The sequence below is a fragment of the Olsenella sp. An285 genome (assembly GCF_002159625.1).
GTDB classification, from domain to species: domain Bacteria; phylum Actinomycetota; class Coriobacteriia; order Coriobacteriales; family Atopobiaceae; genus Thermophilibacter; species Thermophilibacter avicola.
This window is the reverse complement of the sequence record NZ_NFIZ01000005.1, coordinates 1-14847: the sequence shown is the minus strand read 5'-3', so window position 1 is coordinate 14847 and position 14847 is coordinate 1. Positions and strand designations below refer to the sequence as shown.

11 protein-coding genes and 1 rRNA gene are annotated in these 14847 nt (G+C 66.0%); all 12 read right to left on the bottom strand.

Annotation, left to right across the window (positions count from 1 at the left end):
• Positions 1–46: 46 nt before the first annotated feature.
• Positions 47–187, bottom strand: coding sequence for a rubredoxin (locus B5F79_RS04460; RefSeq protein ID WP_087217962.1), 141 nt, complete (start codon positions 185–187; stop codon positions 47–49).
• Positions 188–230: 43 nt separating this feature from the next.
• Complete coding sequence (locus tag B5F79_RS04455) at positions 231–743, bottom strand: flavin reductase family protein (RefSeq protein WP_087217959.1); 513 nt, start codon at positions 741–743, stop codon at positions 231–233.
• Between the two features lie 64 nt (positions 744–807).
• Entirely contained in the window at positions 808–1281 is a 474-nt protein-coding gene (smpB, locus tag B5F79_RS04450) for an SsrA-binding protein SmpB (protein WP_087217955.1), read from the bottom strand.
• Entirely contained in the window at positions 1268–2122 is an 855-nt protein-coding gene (locus B5F79_RS04445) for a tetratricopeptide repeat protein (protein ID WP_087217952.1), read from the bottom strand. The genes smpB and B5F79_RS04445 overlap by 14 nt, the downstream gene beginning before the upstream one ends.
• Before the next feature lie 122 nt (positions 2123–2244).
• Complete coding sequence (gene rnr / locus B5F79_RS04440; RefSeq protein ID WP_087217949.1) at positions 2245–4296, bottom strand: ribonuclease R; 2052 nt, start codon at positions 4294–4296, stop codon at positions 2245–2247.
• A gap of 186 nt (positions 4297–4482) precedes the next feature.
• A complete protein-coding gene (ftsX, locus tag B5F79_RS04435; RefSeq protein WP_087217947.1) occupies positions 4483–5409 on the bottom strand; it encodes a permease-like cell division protein FtsX in 927 nt (308 codons plus the stop codon).
• Entirely contained in the window at positions 5396–6445 is a 1050-nt protein-coding gene (ftsE, locus tag B5F79_RS04430) for a cell division ATP-binding protein FtsE (RefSeq protein ID WP_087217944.1), read from the bottom strand. The genes ftsX and ftsE overlap by 14 nt, the downstream gene beginning before the upstream one ends.
• A gap of 207 nt (positions 6446–6652) precedes the next feature.
• Positions 6653–7534 carry a YitT family protein gene (locus B5F79_RS04425; protein WP_087217941.1) on the bottom strand — a complete coding sequence of 294 codons (882 nt, stop codon included), beginning with the start codon at positions 7532–7534 and terminating at the stop codon, positions 6653–6655.
• A complete protein-coding gene (gene prfB / locus B5F79_RS04420) occupies positions 7531–8646 on the bottom strand; it encodes a peptide chain release factor 2 (RefSeq protein ID WP_087217939.1) in 1116 nt (371 codons plus the stop codon). Before prfB ends, B5F79_RS04425 begins: the two co-directional genes overlap by 4 nt.
• Entirely contained in the window at positions 8647–11400 is a 2754-nt protein-coding gene (gene secA / locus B5F79_RS04415) for a preprotein translocase subunit SecA (RefSeq protein ID WP_087217936.1), read from the bottom strand.
• 133 nt (positions 11401–11533) lie between these two features.
• Positions 11534–14005, bottom strand: a complete 2472-nt coding sequence (locus B5F79_RS04410; RefSeq protein WP_158094839.1) for an AfsR/SARP family transcriptional regulator — start codon at positions 14003–14005, stop codon at positions 11534–11536.
• Positions 14006–14768: 763 nt separating this feature from the next.
• Positions 14769–14847: ribosomal RNA gene (rrf, locus tag B5F79_RS11320) — 5S ribosomal RNA — on the bottom strand; the annotation flags it as partial.

Sequence of the window (14847 nt, the reverse complement as noted above, 5' to 3'; positions counted from 1 at the left end):
GCGGTTTCATGACAAAGTACCCTGTCCCTATTGTCAGGTCGTAGGGTTACTCCTCGACGAGCTCAAACATGTCGGGGCCAACGCCGCAGACCTCGCAGACGAAGTCCTCGGGCAGCTCGGGGGTGTCGACGGTGACCTCCCAGCCGCAGACGGTGCAGCGGAACGTGTACTTCTTCTCCTCGGCCATGCCAATCTCCTTTCGATGTCTGAGGGGCGCCTCTCGCCCCGACCTACCTTATACCCCCAACATAGGAGGAAGCCTTCGGCGGCGTCTTGCCCTTGAGCGTACCGTGGTAGTAGGCATACGTCATGGGCGTCACCTCGGAAAGGTTGCCCGCGTCCACGACCTCGCCCACAAAGGTGAGGTGCGTCCCCACGTCGACGGTCTGAACCACGTTGCACGCAACGAACGAGGCCACGTGCTCGGTGGGGTACGGGTCCCCCGTGGCGGCCACGGCGCTGCCGATGCCGTCGAACTTGTCCTCGCTGGCGGAGGTGCGAAAGCCAAAGCGCCCCACGAAGAGCATGTCGGCGGACTCGTCCACCACCGCGAGGGCAAAGTGACCTGCGCGCTGGATGACGCCGCAGGTGAAGTTCTCCTTGTTCACGGTGACGGAGACCTGCAGGGGCGAGGAGGTGACCTGGAGCCCCGTGTTCACGAGGCAGGCGCCGGGACGCTCCCCGTCATCCGCCGAGACCACGTAGAGCCCTGATGAGAACTTGAACAGTGCCGTTGCGTCCATGCTCTTCTCCTTTCCCGACAGGCCAAAAGCCACGCGCCCCCTTTGACCCGTCCCCTTTTGCGGCCTAGCGGTTCATCTCCTTGAGGGCGCGGGCGATCTCGCGGTCGGAGTCCCGCCGCGCCATGTCCGCGCGCTTGTCATAGAGCTTCTTGCCCCGCGCGAGGCCGATGGAGAGCTTCACGCGGTTGTGCTCGTCGAAGTAGATCTCCAGCGGAACGAGCGCCAGGCCCTTCTGACGGAGCTTCCCGTCCAGGTAGTCGATCTGCCTGCGGTGGAGCAGGAGCTTGCGCTTGCGGTCCGGGTCCACGTTCCAGACCCCTCCGTTGGAGTAGGGGTGGATGTGGACGCCGTGGAGCCACACCTCGTGGCCGCGCACGAGGCAGAAGGCGTCCGTGATTTGGCAGGCGCGCTCGCGGAGGCTCTTGACCTCGGTTCCGGTGAGAACCAGGCCGGCCTCGAACGTCTCGTCGATGAAGTACTCGTGACGGGCGGAGCGGTTGCGTGCGACGGTCTTCTTCTCCGGCCTAGTCTGTCGCATCGTCCGCCCCCTCCGCGTCGCTCTCGTGGATGAGCTCGAGAAGGGCGCGGGCCGCGGGCTCTCCCACCAGGTCGCGAGCCCTGAGCGTGAGCGTGGCCGCCACGTCGCGCTCCCCGTCCCTCATGGCGTCTCCCGCGCACATGAGCAGGCAGACCGCGATGTCGGCGTTGGCGCCGTCGGGGAGGCCCTCTTCCGCGAGGAGCTCGCGCATCTCCGCATCCGTGACCAGATCGGGGTCGCGCTCCGTCCCCGCCGCCTGGTCGAGCGCAGCCTCGAGCGAGGAGTCCCGCGCGTCAAGGGCGCGCGCCGCACGCAGCGCCGCGGCGGCCGTGCGAGGCTTCTCCGAGGCGGCGAACCAGCCGGAGAAGTTCACGAAGGCCCGCGCGAGATGGCGGGCGTCGCTCGCGCGCTCGAAGACGGTATAGGTAAGCGCGAGGTACTCCTGCATGTCCCCCGCCACGCGAAAGAGATCAGCGAGATTGAGGCGATAGCTGCAGTCCATGGGGTTCCAGCGCACCGCGCGCTTGAGGGCCTCCATGGCCTCGTCGTAGTCCCCAGCGTGAACGTTGGCGAGGGCGAGGTCGTTGTAGAGCCTGTCAAGGGGCTCGCCCACGTCACGCAGCTCGCGCGGGTCCTTCTCCACGCGACGGTACGCGAGGCGCTCGAAGAGCGTGGGGAAGCTGAACCACTGGACCTCCTCGGTGGTGGGGCAGTTCTTGTCCACGTACTCCTCGGCGTCCTCCGCAAGGCGCGCGAGCAGGTCGGCCGCCTGCTCGGGCTGTCCCTGGAGCATGAGCCCCTCGGCGCGCTCGAGCTCGTCTGTCAAATCGCTACGTTCCATGCAACCTCCTGGCGGCGGCAGCCGCGCTCTCCCTAGGCCTTTCGTCTACCCATTATCCATCACGACCAACGCGAGGACGAGAAGAGCGGCGAGAAGGACGGCGCGACCGACGCCGAATTCGATCAGGCGCGAGGCCGCCGCCCCGCCACTCCGCCCCGCGCGAGGGCGAAGTCTATCTGCCCGCGCGCCACGTTGATGTCCGTGACCTCCACCGCGACGCGGCGCCCGAGCCGCCACACCGTGCCCGTCTCCTCCCCCGTGAGCGTCATGCGGGCCTCGTCATAGGTGAACCACTCGTCGCCCAGCGCCCTCGTGGGGAGGAGCCCCTCGGCATACGTGTCATCGAGGGTCACAAAGAGGCCAAAGCGCTCGCAGCCGGAGACGGTGCCGGCAAACCGCTCGCCCACGCGCTCGGAGAAGAGCTCGGCCATCTTGATCTTCTGCGAGGCGCGCTCGGCGGCATCGGCCGCGCGCTCGCGCTCCGAGCACGTGAAGCAGAGCTGCGGGAGGGCCGCCGCCTGGGCGCGCATCTCCCTGCCCCCGAGGCGGCCGGCAAGAAGCGCCTTGAGGGCGCGATGGACAAGAACGTCAGGGTAGCGCCTGATCGGCGAGGTGAAGTGACAGTAGGCCCCCGCGCCAAGCGCGTAGTGCCCGTCGTTGTGCGGCAGGTACACGGCCTTTCTCTGGGCGCGAAGCAGCAGCGCCCCGGCCATGGGGGCGGCGGAGGTCCCATGCGCCCGCTCGAGGATGCCCTGCACGGCAAAGGGGTCGCCCGCAAGAAGGCCCGAGGTCGTCTCACCGTCGAGAAGCCCGAGCTCTCGCAGGGGCTGCACGCAGGCGCGCAGGTCCTCCGGGGTGGGCCGCTCGTGCACGCGGTAGGCGGCCGGGGCCTCGACCTCGGAGAGGCGCTTCGCCACGCACTCGTTGGCAAGGAGCATGGCCTCCTCGATGAGACCGGTCGCGCACGTGCGCCGCCGCACCAAGACGCCCGTCGGACGGCCCTTCTCGTCGAGCTGCACCTTGGCCTCCACGGTCTCGAAGTCGATGGCGCCGCGTTCCCTGCGGACGCGCTCCCGCAGGGAACGAATCTCGTCGAGGACGCGGAGGAGCTCAGCCACCTCCTGCGCCGTTCCGGGCGCGCACGGAAGCCCGCCCGTCTCGAGCGAGCCCTCCAGAAGGGCGTCCACCTGGTCATAGGAGAGCCTCGCCGCGGAGCGGATCGCGGAGCTGCACATCCGTGCGCGAACGACCTTCCCGCGCGCGTCCAGCGTCATGATGACGCTCATGGCAAGGCGGTCCTCCCCGGGGCGCAACGAGCAGACGTCGTTGCAGAGGCGCTCGGGCAGCATGGGGATGACGCGGTCCACGAGGTAGGCCGAGCACGTCCTGCGCTTGGCCTCGTTGTCGATGGGTCCGTCGGGGCATACGTAGTGGCTCACGTCGGCAATGTGGACGCCCAGCTCAAAGCCTCCATCGCCAAGCCTGCGCGCGCTCACCGCGTCATCGAAGTCCCGGGCGTCCGCGGGGTCAATGGTTACGCAGAGGAGCTCTCGAAGGTCGCGGCGGCCCCGGTCCCCCTCCAGCGCCTCTCCCACACGGGCCTCGATCCCCTCCGCCTCCTCGAGGGCGGAGGCGGGAAAGTCCCCGGGGAGCCCGTAGGAGGCCATGACGGCCTCGACGTTGAGGTCGAGCTCGTCCGAGGAGCCAACGCGCCGGTCGAGGGTCACGACGGCAGAGCTTCTCCTCGTTGGGTATTCGGTGATGCGGGCGACCACGACGTCCCCGTCCCGCACGCCCAGGCGCTCCGGGCTGGGGTCCTCGGGCACGACGAAGAAGTCGTGCCCGATGCGGGCGTCCAGCGGCGTGACCGCACCGAGCGGGCCCGCCGGCGAGAAGCGCCCGAGAAAGGTGGTCACCGCGCGGGAGAGCACCGAGCGCACCACCGCCCGCGCCGGAGAGCCGCGCCGCTCCACGAGCGCGACCTCGACCTCGTCTCCGTTCATGGCCTCGCGCTGGCCGTGACGGACGAGCTCGAACGTACCCTCGGGCGTCTCCACGCGCGCCGAGCCCGGGCGCGTCACCACGAGGATGCCCGTCAGCGTATGGCTCTGGCTCCGCGGCCCTCCCGAGCGCCCGCGGCGCCTGTTCCCGCGATGCGGCCTCTTCCGACCCATCGGCCACCCCGTTCTTCTCGCCCTCAATCACCCAAGATTGTAGTTTGCACGGCCAGTCGCGCGCCACCTCAAGGCCCAGGCCATACGCACCCATACGAAAGGCCCCCGGGATTGCTAAGCGGAAGTTTCACGAAGTGCACTTCCGCGTGCAATCCCGGGGGCCCACCCGTTGCATGTGCGTATGGCCTAGACCTTGAGGTAGCGCCCCATTGCGATGGCCGATCCAAACAGTCCGATGAGGACGCCGATGACCAGGAGCGCCGCATAGGTGGCGTAGAGCGTCATCGGGGCGATCTCGAACGAGAGGAACGAGAGGCTCTCCGCCAGCGTGGGCAGGAGCGTGTGAACGCCCACGGAGAGCGCGACGATGGCGAGGATGGCTCCGAGGATGGCCTCGATGGTGCCCTCCGTGATGAACGGCCCGCGAATGAAGCCGTTGGAGGCGCCGACGAGGCGCATGATGCCGATCTCGCGCCTGCGCGCGGTGATGGCAAGGCGAATCGTGTTGTTGATGAACACGAACGCCACGAAGGTGAGCAGGGCGACGAGCGCGATGGCGGCGATGCGGATGTACACCGTGACGCTAAAGAGGCGCTCGACGGTGCCCTGGCCGTACTGGACGTCACCAGCGGGGTTGCTGGAGTCGTCGCAGATCTCCGCGAACGCGGGGTCGCTCATGATGCGCTCGGCCGTGGCCTCGACCTGCTGGGGGTCGACCATGCGAATCACCAGGGAGGCCGGAAGCGGGTTCTCGCCGTCCAGCGCCGTGACCGCGTCCGCGGCGTTGCGGTTGGACATGGAGGTGCGGAACTCCTCGAGCGCCTCGTCCTTGGACTTGTAGGTCACGGACTCGACGTTGTCCCAGCCCTCGATCTCCGCCTGATAGGCGTCGACGTCGGCCTGGTCCGCCTCGTCGGAGAGGAAGGCCTGGATGGTGACCTGGTCCTCGACGCCACCGAGCATGCTGTCGAGCATGGCGGAGCCGAGCACGAAGACGCCGATGATGAAGAGCGAGAGGAAGATGGTGACGACGGCGCCGAGCACCGTGGTCCAGTTGCGGCGGAAGTGGTGGCCGCACTCGCGCAGCGAGTATCCGATGTTAGAGGGCGCCATAGTAGCCGTAGCCTCCCCTCTCCTGGTCGCGGACGACATGGCCGGCCTCGAGCGCGATGACGCGCCTGCGCATGGAGTCGACCATCTCGCGGTCGTGGGTGGCCATGACGACGGTGGTGCCCGCGCGGTTGATGCGGTCGAGCAGCTTCATGATGCCGAGCGAGATGGCGGGGTCGAGGTTGCCCGTGGGCTCGTCGCAGACGAGCAGGGGCGGGCGGTTGACCATGGCGCGGGCCACGGAGACGCGCTGCTGCTCGCCGCCAGAGAGCTGGTCGGGGAAGTGCTTCATGCGCTCGCCCAGGCCAACGAGACGAAGGACCTCGGGGACCTGCGCCTTGATGATGGACTTGGGCTTGCCGATGCACTCGAGAGCAAAGGCGACGTTCTCGTAGACCGTCTTGTCCGGGAGCAGCTTGAAGTCCTGGTAGACGGTGCCAATCTGGCGACGCAGGTACGGAACCTTGCGGTTGCGCATCTTGGTGAGGTCCTGCCCCGCCACGATGACCTGGCCCTTGGAGGCGCGAAGCTCGCGCGTGATCAGGCGCAGGAGGGACGACTTGCCGGACCCGGAGTGGCCGACGACGAAGACGAACTCCCCGGGATAGATGTCGAGGCTGACGTCGTCAAGGGCGGGCTTGTTGGGCTGGGCCGGGTAGATGAGTGTGACGTTTTTGAACGACACGGTGGGGGTGCCGGTGCGGGGGACCGCCGGCGCGCTGTCGTCCGCGAGGGGCGCAAACACGCTGTTGAATCCCGGCTGCTCGGTGGATTCCGCGGGCTCGGAGGCGGTCACGACGTGAACCTCCTCCAGAGGGGCTGGCTCGACCGTCTCCTGGACCTCGGCGGGCTCGGGCGCGCTCACGCCCTCGTCCACGGGAACGTCCAGGGCATCGACCGGAGCGGGCTGCTCAGCCTGCGGAGCCTCCTCGGACGCGACGAGCTCGGGCTGCTCGTCCTGAGCGAGCGGCTCGGCCTGCTCGAGCTGCTCGACGTCCTCGGACCCCTGTCGCTCAGCGCTGCGAAAGTGACTGGCCACAGAAGCTCCTTCTCTTGTCTCGCAAGTGACAGATACGTACGGTAGTCTAGCAAAAGCCCAGCTTCTCGCCTCTTGACCCCGGCCAGACGGCCATATTTAGCAAAACCTCACCACACGTTGGGGGATGCGGGGCCCGGACGAGGCGCGTCTGTGAGGGACTTGTTCAAGTCCACGTTGAGGCGAGCCCGCGCACCCCGGCAGGACCCGCTACTCGCCCCCGGTAATCTGCCTGAAGCCCTCGCCAAACGCCTCGTGAACCTCGGAGATGATGACGATGGCCTCCGGGTCGACCTCCGCGACGATCTGCTTGAGACGCACCGCCTCGGAGCGCCCGAGCACGCAGAAGAGGACGGGACGCGGGTTGCCGCTCCACACACCGCGTGCCTGGAGCTCGGTGCACCCCCTGTTGAGCGTGTAGAGAATCTCGTTGGCGATCTTCTCGTGCTCGACGGAGATGATGTAGGCCGCCCGCTGCGTGCGGGGGCCGTCCACGACCATGTCGATGACCTTGCCGCAGATGAACATCGCAACAGCGGCATAGAGCGCCTGCTCTATCGAGAAGACCGTGGCGGAGAAGGCGATGATGATGCCGTCCACGATGATGATCGCCGTTCCCACGGGCATGCCGGTCTTTCTGGCCAGGAGCTGGGAGACGATGTCCGTGCCGCCGGTGTTGCCGCCGGTGCGGAACACGAGCCCAAGACCGAGTCCCGTGACGACGCCGCCCCAGAGCGCGCACAGCAAGAGGTCGCGCTCGTTGGAGAACACGGGCACCACGGGGGCCAGAAGGTCGGTGAGGATGCCGCAGGCGACGATGCCCGCCACGGTGCGGACGATGTAGCCCCTGTCGCCCGAACGGATGACCAGGGAGAGCAGCGCGACGTTCATGACGATGGTCTGCAGGCCCACGGGCAGGTAGAACCCGGCGGCGTCCGCCATGGCGTAGAAGACGGTGGCAAGGCCGGTCACGCCGCCGGCTGCCAGCCCGTTGGGAATCTCGAAGCTGTCGACTCCCACCGCAAAGACGAGCGACCCAAGAATGATGAGAAGGGCGTCCCGAGCAGCGACGCGCCACGAGACGCGGCTCACTGCTCCAGTCCCCCGCCGACCGCCCAGCGGTGATAGCCCACGACAAACTGGTCGAGGTCACCGTCCGAGAGAACCGCGTCCACGTTACCCGTCTCCACGCCCGTGCGCAGGTCCTTGACGAGCTGGTAGGGGTAGAGGACGTAGCTCCTGATCTGGTTGCCGAAGCCGATGTCGTGCTTGGGGCCGCGCAGCTCGTCGAGCTCCTCCGCGCGACGCGCGAGCTCCATCTCGTAGAGGCGACTCCTGAGGACGCTCATGGCAAACGCCTTGTTCTGGAGCTGGCTGCGCTCGTTCTGACACGTGACCACGATGCCCGTGGGCAGGTGCGTGATGCGGACGGCGGAGTCGGTGGTGTTGACGCCCTGACCGCCGTGGCCGCTCGCGTGATAGACGTCGATGCGCAGGTCGTTCGGGTCGATCTCAACCTCGACGTCATCAGGAAGCACCGGCAGCACCTCGACGCCGGCAAACGTGGTCTGACGGCGCTTCTTCGCGTCGGTGGGCGAGATGCGCACCAGGCGGTGGACGCCCTGCTCGGCGCGCAGCATCCCGTAGGCGTTGTGGCCGCTCACGGTAAACGTGGCGCGGTCGAGGCCGATGGCCTCTCCGGGCACGGCGTCGTTGACGGTGACCTTCCATCCGCGACGGTCGCAGTAGCGCTGGTACATGCGGAAGAGCATCTCGCACCAGTCCTGGGCCTCGAGCCCGCCCTGACCGGGCGTGACCGTCACGATGGCGTCGCCGTGATCGAGGTCGTCCGTGAACCAGCTCGAGAGCTCGAGCTCCGAGAGGTCGTGCTCGAGGCCGGAGGCAAGCGCGTCCGCCTCGGCGAGAAGATCGGGGTCCCCCGTCTCCTCGCCGAGCTCGAGCGCCGCGCGGGCGTCCTCGAGCTTAGAGCGCGCCGCCTCGATGCCATTCACGTCGTCGCGTGCCGCGGCAAGGCGCTCCATCAGCGAGCGGGCGCGCTCGGCGTCGTCCCAGAACCCGGGCTCGGCGCTCTTTGCCTCAAGCTCGGCGACCTCGTTGCGGCGCTCCTCGATGTGGAGGTAGCCCTCGACCTCGACGAGGCGCTTCTCGAGGGCCGCTATGGCCTGCGAGCCGTTCTCGGCCATCTAGTGGTTCCTGCCGTGGCAGTTCTTGAACTTCTTGCCGCTGCCGCAGGGACAGGGGTCGTTCCTGCCCACACCCACATAGGGATCGGGGTCGTCGGACTTGCGGTACGTCGCCACCTTGGAGGCCCCGGGGTTGGCGCCCTGCGGGGCCGGAGCGACGGCCGCGCGCACGCGGCTCGCGCCCTGGGCGCCGTCGGCCTCGGCGGGGCCCGAGTAGCGGGCGCCGCGGAGCTCGTCGGGCTCGTCCTCGGAGGCGGCCTGCGGGGCAGCGGGCTTGACCATGATCTCAAGGCGCAGGATGGTGCGCAGGAAGTCCTCGTACATCGTGTTCACGAGCTCGGAGAAGGCGGCGTACGCCTCGCCCTTGTACTCCACGAGGGGGTCGCGCTGGCCAAAGCCGCGCAGGCCGATTCCGGTCTTGAGGTAGTCCATCTCCTGGAGGTACGCCATCCAGCGCGTGTCGATGACGCGCAGCATGACCTGGGCGGTAAGCGCCTGCATGGCCTCGTCTCCGAGCCTCTCCGCCTTATCGGCAAAGCACTCGCGTACGAACTCGGTGACCCTGTCCACGACCTCGTCCGGCTCCGGGTCCTCCTCGGGGTCGACAACGGGCACGTCCTTGCGGCCGGTGAGCTCCTCGAGCCACCTTCCAAGGCCGCGGGCGTCCCAGGACTCGTCATGGTCCTGCGGGGCAAAGGTCATGACCTCGCGCTGGACGGTGTCGTGCGTCACCTCGTCGATGTGGGCGGTCAGGTCCTTGCCGTCGAGGATCTTGTTGCGCTCCTCGTAGATGACCTGGCGCTGCGTGTTCATCACGTTGTCGTAGTCGAGGACGTTCTTGCGCATGGCGAAGTTGACCTCCTCCACCTTGCGCTGGGCGCTCTCGACGGCCTTGGTGACCATCTTTGCCTGGATGGGCATGTCGTCGGGCATCTCGTAGCGCTGCATCATCTGGGAGATGCGGTCCATGCGGTCCCCGCCGAACAGGCGCATGAGATCGTCCTCGAGGGAAAGGTAGAACTGCGTCTCGCCCACGTCTCCCTGACGGCCGGAGCGGCCGCGGAGCTGGTTGTCGATGCGTCGGCTCTCGTGGCGCTCGGTGCCGATGACGCAGAGGCCGCCTGCCGCGATGACGCGCTCGCGCTCGCTCGCACAGGCCTCCTTGGCCTTGGCGAGAACGGCCGCGCGCTGCTCGGCGGTGGCCTCCTCGGGCTCGACGCCCTGCTCGCGGAGGTCGTCGTCGGCAATGAGGTCGGGGTTGCCGCCAAGCAGGATGTCCGTACCACGGCCGGCCATGTTGGTGGCGATGGTGACGGCGCCCTCGCGGCCGGCCTGGGCGACAATCTGAGCCTCACGCTCGTGGAACTTGGCGTTGAGGACGTTGTGCTTCACGCCCCGCTTGTCGAGAATCCTCGAGAGCTTCTCGGAGTTCTCGATGGAGACGGTGCCCACGAGGACGGGCTGGCCCTTGGCGTGGCGCTCGACGACGTCTTCCGCCACCGCCGCGAACTTCGCCTCGATGGTGCGGTAGACGAGGTCGTCGTGGTCGACGCGCGCAACGGGCTTGTTGGGCGGGATGACCTGAACGGGAATGTGGTAGACCTCGCGGAACTCCGCGTCCTCCGTCATGGCGGTACCCGTCATGCCGGAGAGCTTGTCGTACATCAGGAAGTAGTTCTGGAGGGTGATGGTGGCGAGGGTCTGGTTCTCCTCGCGAACGATCACGCCTTCCTTGGCCTCGATTGCCTGGTGCAGACCCTCGGAGTAGCGCCTGCCCTCCATGATGCGGCCGGTGAACTCGTCGACGATCTTGACCTCGCCGTCGATGACCACGTACTGCTGGTCGCGGTGGAACATGTACTCGGCCTTGAGCGCCTGCTGCAGGTGGTTGACCAGCTGACCGGAGACGTCCGCGTAGATGTCCTCGATGCCAAGAGCACGCTCGACCTTCTTGAGGCCCTCATCGGTGGTCGCGATGGTGTGCTTCGCCTCGTCCATCTCGTAGTCGACCTCGGGGGTGAGGCCGCGGACCGCGCGCGCGAAGTCCTTGTACGTCGTGGCGGACTTGGTGCCGGCGCCAGAGATGATGAGCGGCGTGCGCGCCTCGTCGATGAGGATGGAGTCCGCCTCGTCGACGATGGCGTAGTGGTGCCCGCGCTGGACGCGCATGCTCGCGCGGGTGACCATGTTGTCCCTCAGGTAGTCGAAGCCGAACTCGGAGTTCGTGCCGTACGTGATGTCCGCCTGGTACGCGGGCTTCTTGAGGTTGAGTCTCATGCCGTTCTGGATGAGGCCAACGGTCATGCCGAGGTACTTGTAGACCCTGCCCATCCACTCGCTGTCTCGCTTGGCGAGATAGTCGTTGACGGTGACGACGTGCACGCCCTTGCCCGGGATGGCGTTGAGGTAGGCGGCGAGCGTAGCCACGAGCGTCTTGCCCTCGCCGGTCTTCATCTCGGCAATCGTCCCGCGGTGAAGCGCCATGCCGCCGATGAGCTGAACGTCAAAGTGCCTCAGCCCAATCGTCCTCTTGGACGCCTCGCGCACCGCGGCAAAGGCCTCGGGCAGCAGGTCGTCGAGGGTCTCACCCTGGTTGTAGCGCTCACGGAACTTCTCCGTGCAGCCGCGAAGCTCCTCCTCGCTCATGGCCTCGAAGCTGGGCTCGAGCTCGTTCACCTTTGCCACGAGCCGCTCGAACTCCTTGAGCTCGCGATCAGAGCCCAGCGAGAGCAGCTTGGAGAGAAAGTTAGGCATGTGACTCCCTTATGAATCCGGGGGCTCCGCCCCCATGACACACTCACGTTCACAACTTTACTCGCTACCCCTGGGCCAGGCCCCTACAGTTGCCCGCTCTCACCAAAAGCGCACCCAAGCGCCCGCACATGCCTCAGGCCATCACCGCGTCACTGATGACGGTGCGTCGGGAGCCTCCCGATGCGTCGCCCACCGCCCGGCGCAGCTGCTTCGAGGGAGGCATGCCGGAGGCCCTGATGAGCTTGCCCGCGTACCTGCGATATCTCTGCTCGGCTTCGGAGTTTCTCCCGCTTGCCTTGAGCGCGCGGACGAGCGCCAGGACGGCGTCCTCTCGCATGTCGTCAATCGAGAGCGCATTGCTTGCCAGGCGCACCGAGGTGCGCCCCTTCCCAAGCCTCAGCGCTGCCTCCGCACCCGCCACCATGGCATCGGTGTAGAGCAGCCGCAACTCGTCGCGCGCGGCGGCAACAAAGCCCGTGGCATCCACGCTCGGCATGTAGAGGTCCCCCGCATAGAGCCTCTCTGCCCGTCTGGCCATCTCGAGAACCCTCTCGTCGCCCGTCCCATCCGCCGCCTCTCGGGCGCACAGTCTGAACTCGTCGACGTCGCAGCCCATGAGCCCTCTGTTTAGAGTAATCGCCTTTGTCGAGCGGCCAATCACAAAGGGGTCGAGGCCGGGCCTCATCTCCCCAATCGCAGCCCTAAGAACGCTCGTCGCCTGATAGATCCTGTTGAAGCCCGTCGTATAGTCGCATTCGGGCCAGACCTGCTCGACGATTTGGTAGCGCTTTGCCGTGGCCCCGCGCTGGAGGGCGATGTACTCGAGCATGGGCTTGGCGTTCCTGTGCTCCAGCCTGCCGTCAAGGACGGGAACGCCTCCAACCAGCAGCTCAAATCCTCCCAGCAGCTGCAGCTCGATAGGGGGCGCACCACGCCCTCCCCCAAGCCTCCCCAGGGAGAGACGCCCCTCCGCGAAGCCGCCGCAAAGATGGAGCTCGCCCTCGCCACCAGACGTCAGACGCATCCGCATCGCGGAGACGGCCCTCTTCCATTCAAGGGGAGCCGCCTCCTCGAGCCTCATCGAGAGCGTCCCCATGCCCTCGGTCAGCACAAGCAGAACCCAGAGGGCTTCCCTAGGCGGACGCTCCGCCGGCCTAGCCCCCATGACCATCGCGTCCTCCTCGGGAAGCGTCACCTCGTCCACCAGCATAAGGACCTCCTCAAGGTCGTCGCACCTCGCACCGCCCTCCCGCATGGCAAGCGTCTCGCCAAGAAGAAATCTTGCCACCCTGCTCAAAAGCGTCGCTATGCGTGCAAGGTAGTCGAGAGAGAACCTTTTCGCCACCGCCAGCGCCAAAGTAGCCCTGACGCCGGCTCGCGCGACCGCCCCGGTCCGGAGATCCGTCACGCACCCCGCCAGAAGCGCGATGAGCTGCACCAGTGAATCGCCTCGACGCTCCGCCTGAGAAATGAGCCGCCCCGCAAGGACGCCAACCTCCGCTGCGCCCACGAGCACCGCCCTGACCAGCCCCAGGCAGTCAACGTACCCGCTCAGCCCCGCGACGCCCTCCGAGGAGAGCAGCTTGGAAGCCGCCTCCACCTCCTCTCGCTCGGCAGCCGGGGCATCTCCGAGAAGAAGCCTTGCGAGCTCAAGGTCCAGGCAGAGCAGGGCGGAGGACACTCTGGCCTCCACAGCATTCACGGGATTGGCAACGAGCAACCTCGTAGCTGCAGAGAAGCGCCCCTCGACCATCAGGTCGCATACCTCTCGATGCGCGAGGAGGCGCCGTCCCAAGGCCGTCCAACCGGACTCCTCAAAGCGAGTTAGGGACCCCTTTGCCCCAAGGACCCGCTTTGCCTCGAGGAACAATTGAAGGTCGCGGCAACGCCCCGTTCGGTCGGAGGATTCCCCTCCCAAACATAGATTCGAACCAGCGTCAGCGGCCCTTCCGCCCAGCTCGAGAACGGCAGACCTCAGAACAGACCTGTAGTCCGGCGCAAGCGCATCGGCAAACGGGATGTTTTCGAGCGCTGCCCCCAGAACTTCGGTGTTGCCAATATCAATGAGCTCCGTCGCATGAAGGAGGGCAAAGCCGTGGGCCAAATCCGAGTGCGGGAGCGCAAATAGGCTCGCGGCTCTCGCCATAGCTCCCCTGTCGAGAAGAACGCCTATGCAGGCCGGGCAAACTGAGTCAAGCATCGCGCAAGAGGCCGACAGCGAGGCCAGACATGCATCGAGGGCATCCGAACAAACATCCGTCAGGCAACGAAAACGGGAGAAATCGGTGCTGAAAGAGACGAGAGGAACATTGTCGCGAACCATGTCGAGCAGCTCCCCGGGATCACATCCGAGCGCTGCAATCAGGTCCTCCTTTGACCCGCTGCCCAACAGGTAGAGCGCCAACCTAAGGCGCAGCTCCTCGTCGGGCAGAGAAAGGCGCAGAGAGGTCTCAACGAGGTTTCCAAGCTGCTCATAATATGAGGAGGGCACCAAGGGGATCTCGCCAAAAGAATCCATAGACGGCGAAAGGGCCCTGACAAGCGAAGGGATGCCCCAAGACAGCTCCCCAAGACGGTGAAGGGGTGAGCTCCTTCCGAGACCCATAACAGATTCCAGCAGCAAATCGTGCGATCGAATCACGGCACATTCTGGAAGGGGCTCAAGAAGCTGGATGCCCTCCGGAGGCAGAGACAGAATAACGGAAACGCCCGCTTCCCACATCTTTCTCAACGCACGCACCTGACGCCGGACCTGAGACTCATCAGAGGGCGGAATGTGCTCGAAAGCAACAGCAACGCAAGATCCCAGACGGGAGGTACGGCGAGCCACGCGAACCATCAAGTCAGTAGCAGAGGTGCATTCCTTAAGTCGCAGATCATATCGAAACACCTTATATCCTCTGCAGAGGCAGTCGCTAAGAAGCGCAGTAACGACCTCCTCCTGGCAAAGACCAGGCTCTGCACACAGCGCAATCATTCCAGCAACGTTACGACCGTCAAAGAAGAGAGAGGAAAAGCTGCGCTGGGACAGCGAGGCTGCAATGGCAGCGAGCGATTGGGCTTCAGGTCGAGAAACAATCTGCGAACCCGTCGTCTCCGACATAAGACCCTCCAAGCACTAAGCGGTTATTAAGTACATACAAAGTAACTCTCTAGTGCTCGAATTCAAGTTAATTATTCGGTTTCTTCAACTTTTGTTTTGTGTGCGTAAGGGATGATAGAAAGAAGCTTCGGGGAAGAATGCGAAACAATTTGGAAATATAGTCTGACGACTAGAGTGAGATCACGGCGCAGTCGAACAAATTTGCATACGAAAAGGGGGCGCCGACCCCGTCGGCGCCCCCCGTCACAGGAAAATGCCCCTTGTTGGTCAGCGACGTCCTGCTCTCCCACGGACTGACTCCGCAGTACCATCGGCGCTCGGGGGCTTAACTTCCGGGTTCGGAA

Bases quoted from the DNA above. Each gene is read 5' to 3' on its own strand.
- smpB (WP_087217955.1), bottom strand. From the start codon at position 1,281: ATGCGACAGACTAGGCCGGAGAAGAAGACCGTCGCACGCAACCGCTCC.
- B5F79_RS04410 (WP_158094839.1), bottom strand. From the start codon at position 14,005: ATGGGTCTCGGAAGGAGCTCACCCCTTCACCGTCTTGGGGAGCTGTCT.
- B5F79_RS04455 (WP_087217959.1), bottom strand. From the start codon at position 743: ATGGACGCAACGGCACTGTTCAAGTTCTCATCAGGGCTCTACGTGGTC.
- B5F79_RS04460 (WP_087217962.1), bottom strand. From the start codon at position 187: ATGGCCGAGGAGAAGAAGTACACGTTCCGCTGCACCGTCTGCGGCTGG.
- rnr (WP_087217949.1), bottom strand. From the start codon at position 4,296: ATGGGTCGGAAGAGGCCGCATCGCGGGAACAGGCGCCGCGGGCGCTCG.
- B5F79_RS04445 (WP_087217952.1), bottom strand. From the start codon at position 2,122: ATGGAACGTAGCGATTTGACAGACGAGCTCGAGCGCGCCGAGGGGCTC.
- ftsX (WP_087217947.1), bottom strand. From the start codon at position 5,409: ATGGCGCCCTCTAACATCGGATACTCGCTGCGCGAGTGCGGCCACCAC.
- secA (WP_087217936.1), bottom strand. From the start codon at position 11,400: ATGCCTAACTTTCTCTCCAAGCTGCTCTCGCTGGGCTCTGATCGCGAG.
- prfB (WP_087217939.1), bottom strand. From the start codon at position 8,646: ATGGCCGAGAACGGCTCGCAGGCCATAGCGGCCCTCGAGAAGCGCCTC.